General features: G+C 67.4%; 16 protein-coding genes. 12 read left to right on the forward strand and 4 right to left on the reverse strand.

Going from position 1 to position 17,812, the window contains the following annotated elements:
• The first annotated feature begins 626 nt into the window (after positions 1–626).
• Together TO66_RS18590 and chrA are read left to right on the forward strand one after the other, a co-directional pair.
• Positions 627–1,571 carry a chromate resistance protein ChrB domain-containing protein gene (locus TO66_RS18590; protein ID WP_044463648.1) on the forward strand — a complete coding sequence of 315 codons (945 nt, stop codon included), beginning with the start codon at positions 627–629 and terminating at the stop codon, positions 1,569–1,571.
• Positions 1,564–2,922, forward strand: a complete 1,359-nt coding sequence (gene chrA / locus TO66_RS18595) for a chromate efflux transporter (protein ID WP_044463649.1) — start codon at positions 1,564–1,566, stop codon at positions 2,920–2,922. Before TO66_RS18590 ends, chrA begins: the two co-directional genes overlap by 8 nt.
• Before the next feature lie 39 nt (positions 2,923–2,961).
• On the opposite strand, the gene TO66_RS18600 is transcribed toward chrA, so the two are convergent.
• Positions 2,962–3,762 (reverse strand): ABC transporter ATP-binding protein, encoded by an 801-nt coding sequence (locus TO66_RS18600; RefSeq protein ID WP_044463650.1) that lies wholly within the window; start codon positions 3,760–3,762, stop codon positions 2,962–2,964.
• A gap of 2 nt (positions 3,763–3,764) precedes the next feature.
• Positions 3,765–4,649, reverse strand: a complete 885-nt coding sequence (locus tag TO66_RS18605; RefSeq protein ID WP_044463651.1) for an ABC transporter permease — start codon at positions 4,647–4,649, stop codon at positions 3,765–3,767.
• Positions 4,650–5,049: 400 nt separating this feature from the next.
• Between TO66_RS18605 and TO66_RS18610 the strand changes: the two genes are divergently transcribed.
• Positions 5,050–6,132 (forward strand): LLM class flavin-dependent oxidoreductase, encoded by a 1,083-nt coding sequence (locus TO66_RS18610; RefSeq protein WP_044463652.1) that lies wholly within the window; start codon positions 5,050–5,052, stop codon positions 6,130–6,132.
• Between the two features lie 203 nt (positions 6,133–6,335).
• The gene (locus TO66_RS18615; RefSeq protein WP_044463653.1) at positions 6,336–6,698 is read left to right on the forward strand and encodes a hypothetical protein; all 363 of its coding nucleotides are present in this window, start codon (positions 6,336–6,338) and stop codon (positions 6,696–6,698) included.
• A gap of 261 nt (positions 6,699–6,959) precedes the next feature.
• Here TO66_RS18615 and TO66_RS18620 read toward each other — a convergent pair whose 3' ends face one another.
• Positions 6,960–7,754 carry a class II aldolase/adducin family protein gene (locus tag TO66_RS18620; RefSeq protein WP_044463654.1) on the reverse strand — a complete coding sequence of 265 codons (795 nt, stop codon included), beginning with the start codon at positions 7,752–7,754 and terminating at the stop codon, positions 6,960–6,962.
• 140 nt (positions 7,755–7,894) lie between these two features.
• Positions 7,895–8,800: a LysR family transcriptional regulator gene (locus TO66_RS18625; RefSeq protein ID WP_044463655.1), complete on the reverse strand. Its 906-nt coding sequence runs from the start codon at positions 8,798–8,800 to the stop codon at positions 7,895–7,897.
• Between the two features lie 221 nt (positions 8,801–9,021).
• On the opposite strand from TO66_RS18625, the gene TO66_RS18630 reads away from it, so the two are divergent.
• The 8 genes from TO66_RS18630 to TO66_RS18665 all read left to right on the forward strand — a co-directional run bounded on the left by TO66_RS18630 (position 9,022) and on the right by TO66_RS18665 (position 17,605).
• Complete coding sequence (locus tag TO66_RS18630; RefSeq protein WP_044463656.1) at positions 9,022–9,630, forward strand: cysteine dioxygenase; 609 nt, start codon at positions 9,022–9,024, stop codon at positions 9,628–9,630.
• Positions 9,627–11,210, forward strand: a complete 1,584-nt coding sequence (locus TO66_RS18635; protein ID WP_044463657.1) for a rhodanese-related sulfurtransferase — start codon at positions 9,627–9,629, stop codon at positions 11,208–11,210. The genes TO66_RS18630 and TO66_RS18635 overlap by 4 nt, the downstream gene beginning before the upstream one ends.
• A 156-nt stretch (positions 11,211–11,366) precedes the next feature.
• On the forward strand, positions 11,367–12,335 hold the full coding sequence (locus TO66_RS18640; protein WP_044463658.1) for an ABC transporter substrate-binding protein: 969 nt from the start codon (positions 11,367–11,369) through the stop codon (positions 12,333–12,335).
• Between the two features lie 28 nt (positions 12,336–12,363).
• Positions 12,364–13,707 carry an LLM class flavin-dependent oxidoreductase gene (locus tag TO66_RS18645; protein ID WP_044463659.1) on the forward strand — a complete coding sequence of 448 codons (1,344 nt, stop codon included), beginning with the start codon at positions 12,364–12,366 and terminating at the stop codon, positions 13,705–13,707.
• Entirely contained in the window at positions 13,704–14,387 is a 684-nt protein-coding gene (locus TO66_RS18650) for a peroxiredoxin-like family protein (RefSeq protein ID WP_044463660.1), read from the forward strand. Before TO66_RS18645 ends, TO66_RS18650 begins: the two co-directional genes overlap by 4 nt.
• Before the next feature lie 14 nt (positions 14,388–14,401).
• The gene (locus tag TO66_RS18655; protein ID WP_044463661.1) at positions 14,402–15,427 is read left to right on the forward strand and encodes an ABC transporter substrate-binding protein; all 1,026 of its coding nucleotides are present in this window, start codon (positions 14,402–14,404) and stop codon (positions 15,425–15,427) included.
• A 34-nt stretch (positions 15,428–15,461) separates the two neighbouring features.
• Positions 15,462–16,649 (forward strand): acyl-CoA dehydrogenase family protein, encoded by a 1,188-nt coding sequence (locus tag TO66_RS18660; RefSeq protein ID WP_044463662.1) that lies wholly within the window; start codon positions 15,462–15,464, stop codon positions 16,647–16,649.
• Positions 16,646–17,605, forward strand: coding sequence for a D-isomer specific 2-hydroxyacid dehydrogenase family protein (locus TO66_RS18665; protein WP_044463663.1), 960 nt, complete (start codon positions 16,646–16,648; stop codon positions 17,603–17,605). The genes TO66_RS18660 and TO66_RS18665 overlap by 4 nt, the downstream gene beginning before the upstream one ends.
• The last annotated feature ends 207 nt before the right edge of the window (positions 17,606–17,812 follow it).

A 17,812-nucleotide genomic window follows, 5' to 3' on the forward strand; every position in this document is an offset into this window, starting at 1 on the left:
TTAGCATCGATGAAGATCGGTTCTTCCGGCTGACACGCTTTGTGTAGCCGCTGCCGAGCCCTGGCGAGGCTGCGATCGGCCCGACAGGGCCGCCAAGCCTGCCACCACGTTGAATCTGAAAAAACGCGGAGCCTGCCTGGCGAGTCCTGCGGCCTCGATCGCAGCCTCGCTGGCGCTCGGCAGCGGCTACAGGGATCCGGGTTGTCAGCCAGGCCGGCCGGTAGGCCGCCGTCTTGCTTTTGATCTGAGCGCCCCGTTAACCACGATGGCCGAACGCAGGCATGCCGAGCCTCAGCGAGGCACCGAGTGGAGGGGCAAGCGTTTTTGGTTCCTTTTTAGGCGTTTGTAAAAAGGGACCCGCCGTAAGGGCGGAACCATAAGCCGCCGTGACCGCAGCAATGGATATGTACACCATCCAGAAAATGCAGCGCCAGAACGGACGTCATCGCGAGCAAGCTTCGCTCCTACAGAAGAAGCAGCCGTTACCACAGCAACGGACATGTACCCCAAAAGAAACGCCCTGCCCCCTACGCCAAGACAAGTCTTTTTCTCCCACGAAACCGCTTCCCAATCGACGCAGCCAGGAATAATGTAGAGACATCTACACCTCAAGTAATCAGCATTACATGAAAAACTGGCTAACCCTGATCCTCGGCCTCCCCACCGCCCAGGCCACAGAGCGCATGCGCGCCTGGCGCGCACTGAAGGCCTGCGGCGCCGCAGTGCTGCGGGACGGCGCCTACCTGCTGCCCGACACCCCCGCCTGCCGCGAAGCCCTGGCCGCGATCGAGCGAGACATCCTGGCAATCAATGGCACCGCCTATGTGCTACCGGTGGTGGACCCCGACGGCGCCCGCTTTACCGGCCTGTTCGACCGCGGCGAGGACTACGGCAAGCTGCGCAGCGAGATCGAGGCATGCCGCAGCCAGCTCACGGCCGACACCGCGCTGGCCAGCACCCGGCTGGTGCGCAAGCTGCGCAAGGCCTACGACCAGTTGGCCGGCATCGATTACTTCCCCGGTCCGTCCAGGCAGCAACTCGACGCGGCCCTGCTGGAGCTCGAGCGCGCCGTCAGCCGCGCCCTGTCGGCGGACGAACCCCATGGCCAGGACCTGCCGATCGCCCGGCTCGACCCCGGCGCCTACCGGGGCCGCACCTGGGCCACCCGCCAGCGCCCCTGGGTCGACCGCCTGGCCTGTGCCTGGCTGATCCGCCGTTTTATCGACCCCCAGGCGCGCATTCTCTGGCTGGAGCAGCCCCAGGACTGCCCCGCCGATGCCCTGGGTTTCGACTTCGATGGCGCGACCTTCAGCCATGTCGGCCAGCGCGTCAGCTTCGAAACCCTGCAAGCCAGCTTTGCCCTGCAAGCGCCCGGCCTGGAACGCCTCGCCGCGCTGGTGCACTACCTGGACATCGGCGGCCTCCAGCCCGTGGAAGCCGCCGGGGTCGAACGGGTGCTGGCGGGGCTGCGCAACACCCTTTCCCATGACGATCACCTGTTGGCCGCCGCCAGTGCCCTGTTCGATGGCCTGCTCGCCGGTTTTGCGCAAGAGGAACACGCCCATGACTAAAACCTGCGACACGGCAGTGGAAGCGGATCTGCCCCGGCCCGAGCCGATCGGCCTGCGCGAAGCCTTCTGGTTCTGGCTCAAGCTGGGCTTCATCAGCTTCGGCGGGCCGGCGGGGCAGATTTCGATCATGCACCAGGAGCTGGTGGAGCGGCGGCGCTGGATCTCCGAGCGGCGCTTCCTCCACGCCCTCAACTACTGCATGTTGCTGCCCGGCCCCGAGGCCCAGCAGCTGGCGACCTATATCGGCTGGCTGATGCACCGCACCTGGGGCGGGGTGATCGCCGGCGCGCTGTTCGTCTTGCCGTCGCTGTTCATCCTGGTTGCCTTGTCGTGGATGTACATCGCCTTCGGCGAAGTCCCGGTGGTGGCCGGGCTGTTCTACGGCATCAAGCCGGCGGTGACGGCGATCGTGGTGCAGGCCGCGCACCGGATCGGCTCGCGGGCGTTGAAGAACAACTGGCTGTGGGCCATCGCGGCGGCGTCCTTCATCGCGATCTTCGCCTTCGATGTGCCCTTCCCGCTGATCGTGCTGGGGGCGGCGCTGATCGGTTATGCCGGCGGCCGGCTGGCGCCCGCGAAGTTCAGCACCGGTGGCCATGGCGCTGCGCGCGCCTCCTTCGGCACCGCCTTGATCGACGACGACACTCCCACTCCTGACCACGCGCGCTTCAGCTGGCTGAAACTGACCCGGCTGGTGCTGGTGGGCGCGCTGCTCTGGGCCTTGCCGATGGGCCTCCTGACCGCGCTCTTCGGCTGGGGCGGCACCCTGACCCAGATGGGCTGGTTCTTCACCAAGGCCGCCTTGCTGACCTTCGGCGGCGCCTATGCGGTGTTGCCTTATGTCTATCAGGGCGCGGTCGGTCACTACGGCTGGCTGACCCCGACCCAGATGATCGACGGCCTGGCCCTGGGCGAAACCACGCCCGGGCCGCTGATCATGGTGGTGGCGTTCGTCGGTTTCATCGGCGCCTATGTCGGCCAGGTGTTCGGCGCCGACCAGGTGTTCCTCGCCGGCGCCCTGGCGGCGACCCTGGTGACCTGGTTCACCTTCCTGCCTTCGTTCCTGTTCATCCTCGCCGGCGGGCCGCTGGTGGAGTCGACGCACAACGAACTGAAGTTCACCGCGCCGCTGACCGCGATCACCGCGGCGGTGGTCGGGGTGATCCTCAACCTGGCGTGCTTCTTCGGCTATCACGTGCTGTGGCCGAAGGGCTTCGGCGGCGCGCTCGACTGGCCGTCGGCGCTGATCGCCATCGCCGCGGCGATCGCCCTGTTCCGCTTCAAGCGCGGAGTGATCCAGGTGCTGCTGGCCTGCGCCCTCGCCGGCCTGGCGGTGCACCTGTTGCGTTAGCGTCCCGGCGCTTCTCCAGCGGGCCTCGCGCCCGCCGGATCATCCATGGGCGAAGCGGCGCACGCCTGTGCTGGCCGCCGCGCGCAGCGTGCCGGTGGCGGGCGCCGCCGGCTCCGCGACCTCCACGCCCAACAGGCCCAGCAGCCGCGCGCGAATGCCCTGGAAACCTTCCTGGCCGGTGTCCCGGGTGCGTGGCAGGTCGATGCGCAGTTGCTCGGCGATCCTGCCGTTGGCCAGGACGATGACCCGGTCGGCCAGCAGGATGGCTTCGTCGACGTCGTGGGTCACCAGCAGCACTGCCGGCCGGTGCTTGTGCCACAGGTCGATGATCAGCCGGTGCATGCGGATCCGGGTCAGGGCATCGAGCGCGGCGAAGGGTTCGTCGAGCAACAGCAGCTTGGGCTCGCGCACCAGGCCGCGGGCCAGGGCCACGCGCTGCGCTTCGCCGCCGGAGAGGGTCGCCGGGTAGGCGTCCAGGCGATGGGCCAGGCCGACTTCGGTCAACGCTTGCACGGCGCGGGCGCGGGCATCGGGGCTGCGCAGGCCGAGGATCACGTTCTTCCAGGCGCGTTTCCAGGGCATCAGCCGTGGCTCCTGGAACACCGCCGCGCGGGCCTTGGGCACCCGTAACTGGCCGCTGTCGATGCTGTCCAGCCCGGCCAGGCTGCGCAGCAAGGTGGTCTTGCCGGAACCGCTGGCGCCCAGCAGGGCGACGAATTCGCCGGGGGCGATGTCCAGGTCCAGGCCGTCGATGACCCGTTGCTGGCCGAACTGGCGGACCACGTTGCGCAACCGCACCGGCGCGGCTTGGCTGGCGTCCACAGAATCGATGCTCGACATAATCAGTTCCTCACGAAAGATGGGCGCCAGGCCAGGGCGAAACGTTCCAGGGTGCGGATCACCCCGTCGATCAACAGGCCGAGGACGCTGTAGATCAGCAGGCAGATCACGATCACGTCGGTGCGCATGAAGTCCCGCGCGTCGCTGGCCAGGTAGCCGATGCCGGCGGTGGTGTTGATCTGTTCGACGAACACCAGGGCCAGCCAGGAAATGCCCAGGGAATAACGCAGGCCGACGAAGAACGAGGGCAAGGCGCCAGGCAGGATCACATGCCAGATCAGCTCCCGGCGGTTCAGGCCCAGGGTGTTGGCAGCCTCGATCAGCTTGGGGTCGATGTTGCGGATGCCGGCGAACAGGTTGAGGTACACCGGGAAGGTGGTGCCGGTGACGATCAGCGCGATCTTGGTGAACTCGCCGATGCCGAACCAGAGGATGAACAGCGGCACCAGGGCCAGCGAGGGGATGGTGCGCAGCATCTGCATCGGCGAATCGAGCACCACCTCGCCGCGCTTCGACAAGCCGCTGACCAGCGCCGCGACCACGCCGATGGACACCCCGATGCTCAACCCCATCAGCGCCCGTTGCAGCGACACCAGCAGGTGCCGGCCCAGTTCGCCGGAGGCGATCATCGCCCACAAAGTGCCGCCGATCTGCGACGGCGCGGCGATCACCCGCTGCGGAATCAGGCCCCAGCGCGAGGCCAGCTCCCAGAGCAACAGCAACACGATCGGGCTGATCAGCCGCAGCAACACTTCGGGGGTACGCCAGGTGCGCAACCAGGCGGGAACCCAGCGCGCCGCGCCCTGCCCCCCGCCGGCCAGGCCTGGGGCCTTGTCGATGGAAAACGAACTGGCGGCGCTCGGCGGATCGAAGGTCTTGTCGCTCATCGGGCTTCCTTCCTCATCATCGGCACAGGGCGGGAGGCGCCCTGTATCCACGTTCGAGCCATGCTATTCGCATAAAAAATCGCAGTGAAATTCTTTTTGGGCATAACCTAATATGATTAAAAATCAGATAGAAAAAGAACCGAATAAATAATTTGCATAGTAAAGCCTCGCGACCCAGACCCTTCGCCGGGCCTGCTCCTGATGCGGCATAAAATGCGCATTACTGATGAATCCATAAATTGATAATCAATAATTTTAATAATTAACTTAGAACGAAACGGCATTTCACAGCCCGCCCCCGCTGCGCCTACTTTCGACACCACGGACCGACCCCTCGCCCGGTGGAGGCTGCACTCACTCCTGCTCCATGCAGGCCTGTCCAAAAAAGGGGAAATCCACCATGAGCATCGAATTCATCGGCTACATCGGCGGCCATCAGTCGTCGGAAATCCATCCGCGCAGCGGCCCCGCCCTGCAACCCGACTATGTGGAGCAGGTGGCCCGCGCCCACGAAGAAGCCGGCTTCGACCGCGCGCTGGTGGCCTTCCACTCCAGCAGCCCGGACAACACGCTGATCGCCGCGCATGCCGCCAGCGTGACCCGGCGCCTCAAGTTCCTGATCGCCCACCGCCCGGGCTTCGTCGCGCCGACCCTGGCCGCCCGCCAGTTCGCCACCCTGGATGTGTTCAATGGCGGGCGCACCGCGGTGCACATCATCACCGGCGGCGACGACCACGAACTGCGCGCCGACGGCAGCCATATCGGCAAGGAGGAGCGCTACGCCCGCACCGACGAATACCTCGACGTGCTGCGCCAGGAATGGAGCAGCGAGGCGCCGTTCGACTACCACGGTTCCTACTACCAGGTCGAAGGCGCGCACTCGGTGGTGCAGTCGCCGCAACAGCCGCATATCCCGCTGTATTTCGGCGGTTCGTCGGCGGCGGCCATCGCGGTGGCCGGCAAGCACGCGGATGTCTATGCGCTGTGGGGCGAAACCTACGAACAAGTGCGGGAAGTGGTCGCCCAAGTGCGCGCCGAAGCGGCCCGGCATGGCCGCAGCATTCGCTTCAGCCTGTCGCTGCGGCCGATCCTGGCGGACACCGAGGAACAGGCCTGGGAACGCGCCGAGCGCATCCTGCAACAGGCCACCACGCTTGCCGAACAGAGCGGCTTCGTGCGGCGCGAGCCGCCCAACGAAGGCTCGCGGCGCCTGCTGGCCGCCGCGGCCAAGGGCTCGCGCCTGGACAAGCGCCTGTGGACCGGGATCGCCGGCCTGCTCGGCGCCCAGGGCAATTCCACCGCCCTGGTCGGCACCCCGGAACAGGTGGCCGAGGCCCTGCTCGACTATTACGACCTGGGCATCACCACCTTCCTGATCCGCGGCTTCGACCCGCTCGACGACGCCATCGACTACGGCAAGCGCCTGATCCCCCTGACCCGGCAACGGGTGGCCGAGCGCGAACGCCAACAGCGCGTCGCCTGAACGCGCCACACGCGGGTTCCGGTCCTGCTCGCGAGGGAGCGCTGCGGCTCTCCCTCGGGCCGGATCGCCAGGGCTTCGATCGGTGAACAAGATCCCCCGCGTGGGGCTCGGGCCGCGCTGCCTATTTGCCCTGGCTATTGTCGGCGCCCGCTGCCATCGGTCATCATTCGCCGCGCCCCGGCGCCACGAATGGACTCGCCCGCATGACCGCTCCCACCGCTCCCACTCCCCAGCAGAAAGCCGTCTGTGACCGCTACGGGCTACCCGTGCTTGTTCCCGAGGACATGATCGCGGTTGCGCTGGCCACCCTCGGCCGATCGCCCATCTACGGCACACGGATTGCGTTGCCGGAGGGCGGCAATGTCAGCTGGTTCATCCACTGCGGGGACTACTCGGACGCGGAGGATTTCTATCAGCCGGTCCATGCCGAGCATCTGCATGAACGGCTGCCGCATGTCATGAACTACCTCTGCCTGCCCGCGGGCGCCAGGTTCATCATCGACACCGAAGGCTACGAAGACGTCTGGATCGAAGCGCCCGATCCCGGCACCGCCGAAGCCCCGTGACACCACGTCGCCCGCTTTACCGAGCTACGTCGGAATGCCGCCCACCCGAGCCTCGCTGACGCTCGGCAACGGCTACAGGTGCGGTGAGTTAGCACGAGATCTGTAGGAGCGAAGCTTGCTCGCGATGGCGTCCGTTCAGACAGCCCGCATCGCCCGGATCGCGGGCAAGCCTCGCTCCTACCGACAGGGTCCGAACCGCAATCGCTGTCGAGCCTGGGCGGCACTCCGACGTAGCGGGCGCCAGCCAGGCACCGCGGCATATCACTCCTTGTAGGCCGTATCGCTACGCTCCAGCTGGCGGATCAGCGCGTCCCAGTGCCGGGCCACGCCGGGGCCGTCGCCCTTGCTGAAGGCTTCGGCCTGTTTCTCGACCTTGGCCACCACTTCGGCGGGCGGGAAGATCAGTTCGGCGTTGCCGGCGGCCTGGGCCGCGACCTGGATGTTGCAGGCGCGCTCCAGGCCGTGCAGTTGCTGGAACGCGTGCTCGACACTGATGCCCGCGGTCAGCAGCCCGTGGTTGCGCAGGATCAGCACGCTCTTGTCGCCCAGGTCCGCCACCAGCCGCTCGCGCTCGTCGAGGTCCAGGGCGATGCCTTCGTAACCGTGATAGGCCACCCGCCCGGAAAAGCCGATGGCGTGCTGGGAAATCGGCAACAGCCCGTCACGCTGGGCGGACACGGCGATGCCGTCGCGGGTATGGGTGTGCAGCACCGCCTGCAGGTCGGGTCGGGCGCCGTGGATCGCGCTGTGGATCACATAGCCGGCGTAGTTGATCCCCAGGCCGGTCGGGTCGTCGACCAGGGTGCCGTCGATATCCACCTTGACCAGGTTGGACGCGGTGATCTCGTCGAACAGCAGGCCGAAGGCGTTGATCAGGAAGTGCTCGTCGGGTCCCGGCACCCGCGCGGAAAAGTGCGTGTAGATGTGGTCGGTCCACTTGAACAGCGCGGCCAGCCGGTAGGCGGCGGCCAGTTTCACCCGCACGTCCCACTCTTCTGGGCTGACGCGCTGACGGACAGATTTCGAGACGCTGGATAACGGGCTGACGCTGCTCATGACAAAGGTTTCCTGGAGGTCTTGGGGGATCTCCAGCCAGCCTAGGGGAAGGCCAAAAATAATAAAAAGCACATTTTAATCTAAGCTAATTATTATTATTTTTTATCTTATCCTCGCCTCGTCCGGGCCTGTCGAGCGCCTCAGGCGGCGCTCTTGATCTTGTGCAGCGCAGCGGCCACCAGTTGGCCGAAGGCATCTACCGGGCCTTGCAGGTTGCCGAGAAAACGCGGGTAGATCAGCCACAGGTCCATCACCGGCTTGAAGTCCTTGAGCGGCATCGCCGCCAGTTGCTCGCGATGGGCGCTGCGCTCCAGCAACGGGCGCGGCACCAGGCCGAGGCCCAGGCCGTCGGCGACCAGGCCCAGTTGCAACTCGGTGCCGAAGGTCTCCAGGTTGACCCGCAGCGCCAGCCCCTGGTCCGACAGGGTGCGTTGCAATCCGGCACGGAAACCGCAGCCGTCGGGGTTGAGAATCCAGCCGTTCTGGTAGACGTCGGCGAGCTTGCACGGGCGCTTGGGCAACTGCTCCCGGGCGCAGACCACCACCAGTTCCATCTTGCCGATCGACTCGCCGACAATATTGTCCGGAAAGATCTTGCCGGCCGGAAACAGCGCCGCCGCCGCATCCAGTTCGCCGCGCTCGATCTTGCCCACCAGCTGGCTGCCCCAGCCGGTCGCCACCTGGGCGCGCAGCTCGGGGTACTCGGCGCGCAAGTGCTTGAGCGCATCGAGCAGCACCACGTCGCCGATGGTCTGCGGCACGCCCAGGCGCAGCAGCCCGGTGGGCGGCGCGTCGCTGGCCACCAGTTCGCGCAGGGCGTCCATTTCCCGCAGGATCAGGCGGCACTGTTCGTACACCCGCGTGCCGATCAGGGTGGGCTTGAGCGGCTTGGTATTGCGGTCGAACAACTCCACGCCCAGGGCCTGCTCGAAGTTCTGCACGCGCCGCGTGATGGCCGGCTGCGTCAATTGCAGGGTCTCGGCGGCGTGGCTGATGGACTGGCAGCGAATCACTTCGACGAAGGCGTCGATATCGTCAATTTTCATTTGGCCCGCACATAGAGAACAGTCGACAAGATGTTTGAAAAGCATAATTCCATTGTCGGTGGCTGGATAGCCCGCTGCATCTATCGATAACGTCTAACTCTATTCACAAGGGTTCTAAATTCCTTTCAGCTATAACCTAATCATAAAAAAATAGCATATTAAGAAAAATCATTATGCTTAAATCATAAGCACACATTTTTTCCCCGAACGATGGAACCGTCATGACCCAGGCCCGACACCCGGAGCGACTCAGAGCTTTCATTGGCGCCCTGGCGGAGTTGCTCGACAGCCAACCCCGCGAAGGCGACCTGCTGCACCGCGGCGGCCAGTTACTGGCCCAGCTGGTCAGCCATGACGACTGGCTGCCCGAGGATTTCGCCCGGCCCGATCCGCAGCACTACCAGCAATACCTGCTGCACGCCGATTCCCGGCAGCGCTTCAGCGTCGTCAGCTTCGTCTGGGGCCCGGGGCAACGCACGCCGATCCACGACCACCGGGTCTGGGGGCTGATCGGCATGCTGCGCGGCGCCGAGTATTCGCAGAGCTTCCAGCACCAGGCCGATGGCGAGCTGCGGGCCAGCGGCCCGCGCATCGAACTGCGCCCCGGCCAGGTCGAGGCCGTGTCGCCGAAGATCGGCGACATCCATCAGGTCAGCAATGCCTATGACGACCAGGTGTCGATCAGCATCCACGTCTACGGCGCCAACATCGGCGCGGTGCGTCGCGCGGTGTACCAGAGCGACGGCAGCGAAAAACTGTTCATCTCCGGTTATTCCAACGCCTTCCTGCCCAATATCTGGGACCTGTCCAAAGAGAGCCAAGCCCTATGAGCACTGCATTCACCCGCACCTACGCGCAGATCCGCCAGGCGCTGCTGGACCGTGAAGAGCTGGCCCTCGTCGATGTGCGCGAAGAGGCCCCCTTCGCCGAGGGCCATCCGCTGTTCGCCGCCAATATCCCGCTGTCGAAGCTGGAGCTGGAGGTGTATGCGCGGATTCCCCGGCGCGACACCCCGGTCACCGTCTATGACGACGGCGAAGGCCTGGCCGCGCGGGCGGTACAACGCCTGCATGAGCTGGGCTACGTCGATGTCGCGGTGCTCGAGGGCGGCCTGCAGGGCTGGCGCGAGGCCGGCGGCGAGCTGTTCATCGACGTCAACGTGCCGAGCAAGGCCTTCGGCGAGCTGGTGGAAAGCCAGCGCCACACCCCGTCGCTGGCGGCGCAGGAAGTGCAGGCGCTGCTCGACGCCAAGGCCGACGTGGTGGTGCTCGACGCCCGGCGCTTCGACGAATACCAGACCATGAGCATTCCCACCGGCATCAGCGTGCCCGGCGCGGAACTGGTGCTGCGCGCCCGGGAACTGGCGCCGGACCCGGCCACCCAAATCATCGTCAATTGCGCCGGACGCACCCGCAGCATCATCGGCACCCAATCGCTGATCAACGCCGGCATCGCCAACCCGGTGGCCGCCCTGCGCAACGGCACCATTGGCTGGACCCTGGCCGGGCAGACCCTGGAGCATGGCCAGGCGCGGCGCTTCGCACCGACCGGCGAAGCCCAGCGCGCACGGGCCGCCGAGGACGCCCGCCGCGTCGCCGACCGCGCCCAAGTCGGCCGCGCCAGCTTCGCCGACCTGCAACGCTGGCAGCAGGACGCGAGCCGCAGCACCTACCTGTTCGATGTGCGCACCCCGGAGGAATACGCCGCCGGCCACTTGCCCACGGCGCGCTCGACCCCGGGCGGCCAGCTGGTCCAGGAAACCGATCATTTCGCCAGCGTGCGCGGCGCGCGCCTGGTGCTGGTGGACGACGACGGCGTGCGCGCCAACATGTCGGCCTCCTGGCTCGCGCAGCTGGGCTGGCAGGTGTACGTGCTGGACGACCTGACGCCGGCGCATTTCAGCGAAACCGGCGCCTGGCAGGCACCGGTGCCGGCACCGCGCCAGGCCGAGGAAATCAGCGCCGAGACCCTGGCCCTCTGGCTGGCCGAGGGCGACACCGCGGTGCTGGATTTCACCAGCAGCGCCAACTACGTCAACCGCCATATCCCCGGGGCCTGGTGGGTCTTGCGCGCGCAGTTGCCGCAAGCCCTGGCCCGGGTGCCGAAGGCCGAGCGTTATGTGCTGACCTGCGGCAGCAGCCAGCTGGCCCGGCTGGCAGTGCCCGAGGTCGAGGCCCTGACCGGCAGGCCGGTGTTCCTGCTGCACCAGGGCACCGCCAGCTGGATCGCCGCGCAACGGCCGCTGGAGAGCGGCGAAACCCGCCTGGCCTCGCCGCGCATCGATCGTTATCGCCGCCCCTACGAAGGCACCGACAACCCCCACGAGGCAATGCAGGCCTACCTCGACTGGGAATTCGGCCTGGTGGCCCAGCTGGCCCGCGACGGCACACATGGCTTCCAGGTCATTTGAAAGCGGCGGGACGCGGCCGCTGAAATGAAATAACCCGGCGCAGGGCTCCTCCCCCGGACCATGCGCCGCCCCATTGGACGACAAGCGACACCCGAACCGACCCCTTCTCCAGGCGGAGGTGACCCGAACCCTCGATCACTGCCTGGAGCCTGTGCCATGCGCCTTACCCTGCCCTTCGCCCAGCTGTTGCTGGCCACCGTTCTCGGCCTCGCACCCCTGGTCCAGGCCGCCGACCTGCCGCCGCTGCGGGTGGCCAACCAGAAGTCGACCCTCAAGGTCCTGCTGGAGGTTTCCGGCGAACTGGCGAATGTGCCCTACGAGATCCAGTTCTCCGAATTTCCCGCCGCCGCGCCCCTGGGCGAGGCCCTGAACGCCGGCGCGGTGGATGTCGGCGGCCTGGGCGATGCGCCCTATGTGTTCGCCCTCGGCGCCGGCGCGCCGCTCAAGGTGGTCAGCATCGTCCACGCCCAGGGCCGCTACACCACCGCCCTCCTCGCGCCGCGGGACTCGGCGCTGAACGACGCCCGCGACCTCAAGGGCAAGCGGATCGTCACCACCCGCGGCTCCATCGGCCACTTCCTGGCGATCAAGGCGCTGCGCGGCGCCGGCCTGCGCACCAGCGACGTGCAGTTCATCTACCTGCTGCCCAGCGAGTCGCGGTTGCTGCTGGACAACGGCGGCGCCGACGCCTGGGCGACCTGGGATCCCTACACCACCATCGCCACCACGCAGAGCCAGGCCAAGGTGCTGGTCAGCGGCGACCAGCTGCTGAGCAACCACCTGTACCTGGCGGCCACGCGCCAGGCCATCGCCGACAAACGCCTTCAGCTCGACGATTTCGTCGCCCGCATCGACCGTGCCTACCGCTGGACCAACGCCCACCCCGAGGCCTACGCCGCGGCCCTGGCGCGGGTCACCGGCCTGCCACTGGAGGTGCACCTGGCGGTGGCCAGGGCCACGCACATCGAGCCGGTGGCGATCGACGCCCAGGTCATCGCCGGCCTGCAGGCCACCGCGGACATCTACCGCGAGGAAGGCCTGCTGCTCAGGCCGATCGATGTTTCCCAGGGCTTCGACCCCAGCTTCAACACCCCGCGCCCGCAACTCAACCAGGCATCGCGCTGATCCAGCGCACGGCTTCAGGAGCACACTCATGAGCAAACAACCGCGACTCAAACTCGGCGCAATGGTCCATGGCGTCGGCCACGGCTGGGGCGAATGGCGCCATCCGGACGCGCTGGCCAACGCCAGCGTCAACCTCGGTTTCTACCAGCAGCAGACGCACCTGGCCGAAGCGGCGAAGTTCGACTTCGTGTTCATCGCCGACAGCCTGCACATCCACGAGAAATCCAGCCCGCATTACCTCAACCGCTTTGAGCCGCTGACCATCCTCTCGGCGCTGGCCGCCACCACCCGGCACATCGGCCTGGTGGCGACCGTCACCGTCAGCTACACCGAGCCGTTCCAGGTCGCCCGCCAGTTCGCCTCGCTGGACCACATCAGCGGCGGCCGCGCCGGGTGGAACGTGGTCACCTCGTGGCTCAGCGGCACCGCCGACAACTTCGGCAAGGCTGAACACCCGCCGCACGCCGTGCGCTACCGCATCGCCCAGGAACATGTGGCGGTGGTCAAGGGCCTGTGGGACTCCTGGGAAGACGACGCCTTCGCCTACGACAAACGCAGCGGCGAGTTCTTCACCCCCGGCAAGCTGCATGCCCTGGAGCACAAGGGCGAGTTCTTCTCCGTGAAAGGTCCGCTCAACATCGCCCGCTCGCGCCAGGGCCAGCCGGTGCTGTTCCAGGCCGGCACCTCCGAGGACGGGCGCAACTTCGCCGCCGCCAACGCCGACGCGATCTTCGTCAGCCCCGAGCATTTCGAGGAGGCGCAGGCCTATTACCAGGACCTCAAGCGCCGCGCCCGGGGCTTTGGCCGCGATGCCGAGCAGCTGTCGATCCTGCCCGGCATCCGGCCGATCGTCGGGCGCGACGCGGCCGAGGTCGAGGACCGCTACCAGCAAGCGGTGGCGCTGGTGAGCATCGAAGACGCCATCGTCGCCCTCGGCCGACCGTTCAACGACCACGACTTCAGCCAGTACCCGCTGGACGCGCCCTTCCCCGAGCTGGGCGACCTGGGCGCCAACAGCCAGAAAGGCGGCTCGGAGCGGATCAAGCAACTGGCGCGGGACGAAGGCCTGACCCTGCGCGAAGTGGCCCTGCGCTTCTCGCGCCCGCGGCGCGACTTCGTCGGCACCCCGGAGCAGGTGGCCGATGCCATCGAGCACTGGTTCAGCCAGGGCGCGGCCGACGGTTTCATCATCAACGCGCTGCTGCCGGACGGCCTGCAGTCCTTCACCGAGCAGGTGGTGCCGGTGCTGCAACGCCGCGGCCTGTTCCGCAAGGAATACAGTGGCCAGACCCTGCGCGACCACCTCGGCCTGCCCGTGCCCGCCAACCGTTACGCGCAACCGGCGGCGGCCGACAGCGAGGCCGTGGCATGAGCGAATCCCTCAACCGGCAACTGGCCGAGCTGCACGCGCAGCGCCTGGCCACCTGGGATCCGGCGGCCCTGCAAGTCAACATCGACCAGCGCCGGCGCCTGGTGGAAGAGGCCCGGGACGCCCGCTTCGTCAAGCCCGGCGACCTGCTGGCGCCCTTCACCCTGCTCAAGGTCGAGGGCGGCAGCCTGAGCCGCGACGAGTTGCTGGCCGACGGGCCGGCGGTGCTGGTGTTCTTCCGCTTCGCCGATTGCCCGGCCTGCAACATCGCTCTGCCGTACTACGAGCGGCGGCTGTACCCGCGGCTGCGGGCGCTGGGGGTGCCGCTGGTGGCGGTCAGCCCGCAGGTGCCCGAACGCCTGGTCGAGATCAAGACCCGCCACCACCTGCAACTGCAGGTGGCCAGCGATCCGGACAACCGCCTCGGCGGGCACCTGGGCATCCTCTACCGCTTCGACGACGCCTCGCGCCGGGCCGCCCTGGCCCGGGGCAGCCACATCGGCGACGTCACCGGCACCGGCACCTGGGAACTGCCGCAGCCCACCGTACTGGTCATCGCCCGGGACGCCAGCGTGAGCTTCGCCGAGGTCAGCCCGGACTGGCTGGTGCGCACCGAAGCCGACCCGGTGCTGCGCGCCGTCGAACGATTGCTCGGGCACGTCCCGGCACAACTCGCCATCTGAACAAGGGCCCGATCATGAGCAAACACATCACACAGGGGCAGTTCAACCGACGCGAGTTCCTCGCCGCCGGCTCGTTCGCCCTCGGCGCCCTGGGGCTGTCGTCGCTGGGCCTGGCGTCAATGGGGCTGCCGGGACGCGCCAGCGCCGCCGACAACCCGCTCTCGGCGCTGACCCTGGGGGTCGCCACCTACCGCGGCCAGGACTCCTATTTCGTCGACGAGGCCGGCACCGCCGATACGCCCTACAAGGTCGAGTACGCGGAGTTCGCCGGCGGCAACCTGATCGTCGAGGCGCTGGCCTCCGGCAGCCTCGATGTCGGCGGCATGAGCGAGATCCCGCCGATCTTCTCGATCCAGAGCCATCGCCAGCCGCGCCTGATCGCCGTGTTGCAGGGCGACGTGAACAACCAGGTGTTCCTGATCCCCAAGGACTCGCCCCTGGAGTCGGTCGGCCAGCTGCGCGGCAAGCGGGTCGGCTACGTGCGTTCCACCACCTCGCACTACTTCCTGATCAAGGCCCTGAAGGAACAGGGCCTGACCCTCAACGACATCACCGCCGTGGCGCTGACCCCGCAGGATGGTTTCAGCGCCTTCCAGAGCGGCCAGCTCGACGCCTGGGTGATCTACGGCGTGTTCATCCAGCTGGCGAAATTCCGCAGCGGCGCGCGGGTGCTCAAGACCGCGCTGGGCTACCTGTCCGGCAACTACCTGATCGCCGCGCGCCCGGCGGCCCTGGACGAGCCGCTGCGCCGCCAGGCGATCCAGGACTACATCCAGCGCCAGGCGCGCACCCTGGAATGGATCAACGACAACCCCGAGCCCTGGGCGACCAAGTCGGCGCAGCTGCTGGGGGTGGACAAGGCGGTGTTCCTCGACATGTACAACAGCCGCAGCCAGCCCTCGCGGATCATCGAAGTCAACGACCAGGCCATCGCCTCGCAACAGGAGGTCGCCGACCTGTTCTTCGACGCTGGCGTACTGAGCCAGCGGCTCGACGTCGGCCCCTTGTGGGACCGCAGTTTCCGCCTGCTGCCGTTATGAACCGGCCCCGCCTTTTTCATCGAGTGAACCGACCATGAGCCTGACTTCCCAACACCCGCCCGTGCTGCAATCGGTCGAAGCCGCCGGCTTCGACGCCCTGCTCGCCCGCCTCGGCCAGCAACTGGCGGCCACGGCGGCGCAGTACGACGAGAGCGGCGCCTTCCCCCACGACAACTTCCGCCTGCTGCACCAGCACGGCCTGCTGGCCCTGACGGTGCCCAAGGCCCTGGGCGGGGGCGGCGCCAGCCTGGCCCAGGCGCGCCAGGTGATCGCCGCGGTCGCCCGGGGCGAGCCTTCCACGGCGCTGATCCTGGTGATGCATTACCTGCAGCACGCGCGCCTGCAAGACAGCCGCAGCTGGCCCGAGGCGCTGCGCCTGCGGGTGGCCGCGGACGCCGTGCGCGACGGCGCCCTGATCAACGCGCTGCGGGTCGAGCCCGAGCTCGGCACCCCGGCCCGCGGCGGCCTGCCGGCGACCATCGCGCGGCGCACCAGCGCCGGCTGGCGGATCAGCGGACGCAAGATCTACTCCACCGGCAGCCACGGCCTGAGCTGGTTCAGCGTCTGGGCCCGGAGCAACGACGAAGACCCGCTGGTCGGCGCCTGGCTGGTGCACAAGGACACGCCCGGCATCCGTATCGTCGAGGACTGGGACCACCTGGGCATGCGCGCCACGTGCAGCCACGAGGTGCAGTTCGACAATGTGCTGGTGCCCCTGGACCACGCCGTCAGCGTCAGCCCCTGGAGCGCGCCGCAAGCGGAACTCGACAGCGAGGGTTTCCTGTGGATGGCGGTGCTGCTGTCGGCGGTCTACGACGGTGTCGCCCAGGCCGCGCGGGACTGGCTGGTGGGCTGGCTGGAAACGCGCAAGCCGTCCAACCTCGGCGCGGCCCTCTCGACCCTGCCGCGCTTCCAGGAAACCGTCGGGCAGATCGACACCCTGCTGTTCGCCAGCCGCAGCCTGCTGGACGCCGCGGCCGAGGGCCGGACCCACGCCAGCCATGCCGCGCAGTTGAAGTACCTGGTCACCGACAACGCGATCCGCGCCGTCGAGCTGGCCATCGAGGCCAGCGGCAACCCCGGCCTGTCGCGCCACAACCCGTTGCAGCGGCATTACCGCGACGTGCTGTGCAGCCGCGTGCACACCCCACAGAACGACGCCGTGCTGCAAGGCATCGGCAAAGCCGTATTCGCCCAACGCCAGCCCAAGGACAAGCCATGAACCCGCTCGTGATCGCCAGCCAGCTGGACGCCGACTACAACGACGTGATCCGCCAGCGCCTCGCCCTGACCCATCCCACCGCCCGGGTGCTGGAGGTCCCGGCCGGCGTGCCGAGCGACCTGCCGGCCGAAGCCAATGTGCTGTTGGCGCGGCCGATCAACGTGCGCGGCTATGTGGCGCCGGAGACCCCGCCGCCGGGCTGGCCCTATGCCTTGCAATGGGTGCAGGTGACCTCGTCGGGTATCGACTTCTACCCGCGCTGGCTGTTCGACGGCCCGCCGGTGAGCACCTCGCGCGGCAGCGCCGCGGAGAACATCGCCGAGTTCGCCCTGGCGGCGATCTTCGCCGCGGCCAAGTCCCTGCCGGACATCTGGGTGCACGACGCGCAATGGCAGTTCACCGCACTGCGCCCGCTCAAGGGCAGCACCCTGGGAATCCTCGGCTTCGGCGCGATCGGCCGCAGCCTGGCGCGCAAGGCCCGGGCCCTGGGCCTGAACGTGCTCGCCCTGCGCCAGAGCCAGGCGCCGTTCGAGGTCGAAGGGGTCGAGGCGGCGCGGGACATCCACGAGCTGTTCGGCCGCAGCGACCACCTGGTGCTGGCCGCGCCCCTGACCGCGGCCACCCGGCACCTCGTCGATCGCCAGGTGCTGGCCAGTGCGAAACCGGGCCTGCACCTGATCAATATCGCCCGGGGCGGCCTGCTCGATCACGCCGCGCTGCTCGAGGCCCTGGACAGCGGGCGCATCGGCCTGGCCTCGCTGGACGTCACCGAGCCCGAACCGCTGCCGGACGGCCACCCGCTCTACCACCATCCCCGGGTGCGCCTGTCGCCCCATACCTCGGCGATCTCCACCACCCTGCACCAGGAGCTGGCCGACAGTTTCCTGGCTAACCTGGAGCGCTTTGTCGCCGGCCAGCCACTGGAGAATCCGGCGGATCTGCAGCGGGGTTATTAAGTAGCGCCAGCCGCTCCACCGCTATCGCGGGCAAGCCTCGCTCCTACAGACGGTGCAATCCGTAGGAGCGAGGCTTGCCCGCGATTGCGTTTTCGAACCCCACCACAACATCAGGAATACGCATCTATTAATATTTTTAAAATTACATATTTTTATAATTAACTTATAACTATTCAGACTTTTACACCGCGTATTTATACAAATATT

The organism is Pseudomonas sp. MRSN 12121, from assembly GCF_000931465.1.
Classification (GTDB): Bacteria; Pseudomonadota; Gammaproteobacteria; order Pseudomonadales; family Pseudomonadaceae; genus Aquipseudomonas.

Excerpts from the sequence above, each read along its gene's own strand:
- TO66_RS18590 (WP_044463648.1), top strand. The coding sequence starts at position 627 with ATGAAAAACTGGCTAACCCTGATCCTCGGCCTCCCCACCGCCCAGGCC.
- chrA (WP_044463649.1), top strand. The coding sequence starts at position 1,564 with ATGACTAAAACCTGCGACACGGCAGTGGAAGCGGATCTGCCCCGGCCC.
- TO66_RS18600 (WP_044463650.1), bottom strand. The coding sequence starts at position 3,762 with ATGTCGAGCATCGATTCTGTGGACGCCAGCCAAGCCGCGCCGGTGCGG.
- TO66_RS18605 (WP_044463651.1), bottom strand. The coding sequence starts at position 4,649 with ATGAGCGACAAGACCTTCGATCCGCCGAGCGCCGCCAGTTCGTTTTCC.
- TO66_RS18610 (WP_044463652.1), top strand. The coding sequence starts at position 5,050 with ATGAGCATCGAATTCATCGGCTACATCGGCGGCCATCAGTCGTCGGAA.
- TO66_RS18615 (WP_044463653.1), top strand. The coding sequence starts at position 6,336 with ATGACCGCTCCCACCGCTCCCACTCCCCAGCAGAAAGCCGTCTGTGAC.
- TO66_RS18620 (WP_044463654.1), bottom strand. The coding sequence starts at position 7,754 with ATGAGCAGCGTCAGCCCGTTATCCAGCGTCTCGAAATCTGTCCGTCAG.
- TO66_RS18625 (WP_044463655.1), bottom strand. The coding sequence starts at position 8,800 with ATGAAAATTGACGATATCGACGCCTTCGTCGAAGTGATTCGCTGCCAG.
- TO66_RS18630 (WP_044463656.1), top strand. The coding sequence starts at position 9,022 with ATGACCCAGGCCCGACACCCGGAGCGACTCAGAGCTTTCATTGGCGCC.
- TO66_RS18635 (WP_044463657.1), top strand. The coding sequence starts at position 9,627 with ATGAGCACTGCATTCACCCGCACCTACGCGCAGATCCGCCAGGCGCTG.
- TO66_RS18640 (WP_044463658.1), top strand. The coding sequence starts at position 11,367 with ATGCGCCTTACCCTGCCCTTCGCCCAGCTGTTGCTGGCCACCGTTCTC.
- TO66_RS18645 (WP_044463659.1), top strand. The coding sequence starts at position 12,364 with ATGAGCAAACAACCGCGACTCAAACTCGGCGCAATGGTCCATGGCGTC.
- TO66_RS18650 (WP_044463660.1), top strand. The coding sequence starts at position 13,704 with ATGAGCGAATCCCTCAACCGGCAACTGGCCGAGCTGCACGCGCAGCGC.
- TO66_RS18655 (WP_044463661.1), top strand. The coding sequence starts at position 14,402 with ATGAGCAAACACATCACACAGGGGCAGTTCAACCGACGCGAGTTCCTC.
- TO66_RS18660 (WP_044463662.1), top strand. The coding sequence starts at position 15,462 with ATGAGCCTGACTTCCCAACACCCGCCCGTGCTGCAATCGGTCGAAGCC.
- TO66_RS18665 (WP_044463663.1), top strand. The coding sequence starts at position 16,646 with ATGAACCCGCTCGTGATCGCCAGCCAGCTGGACGCCGACTACAACGAC.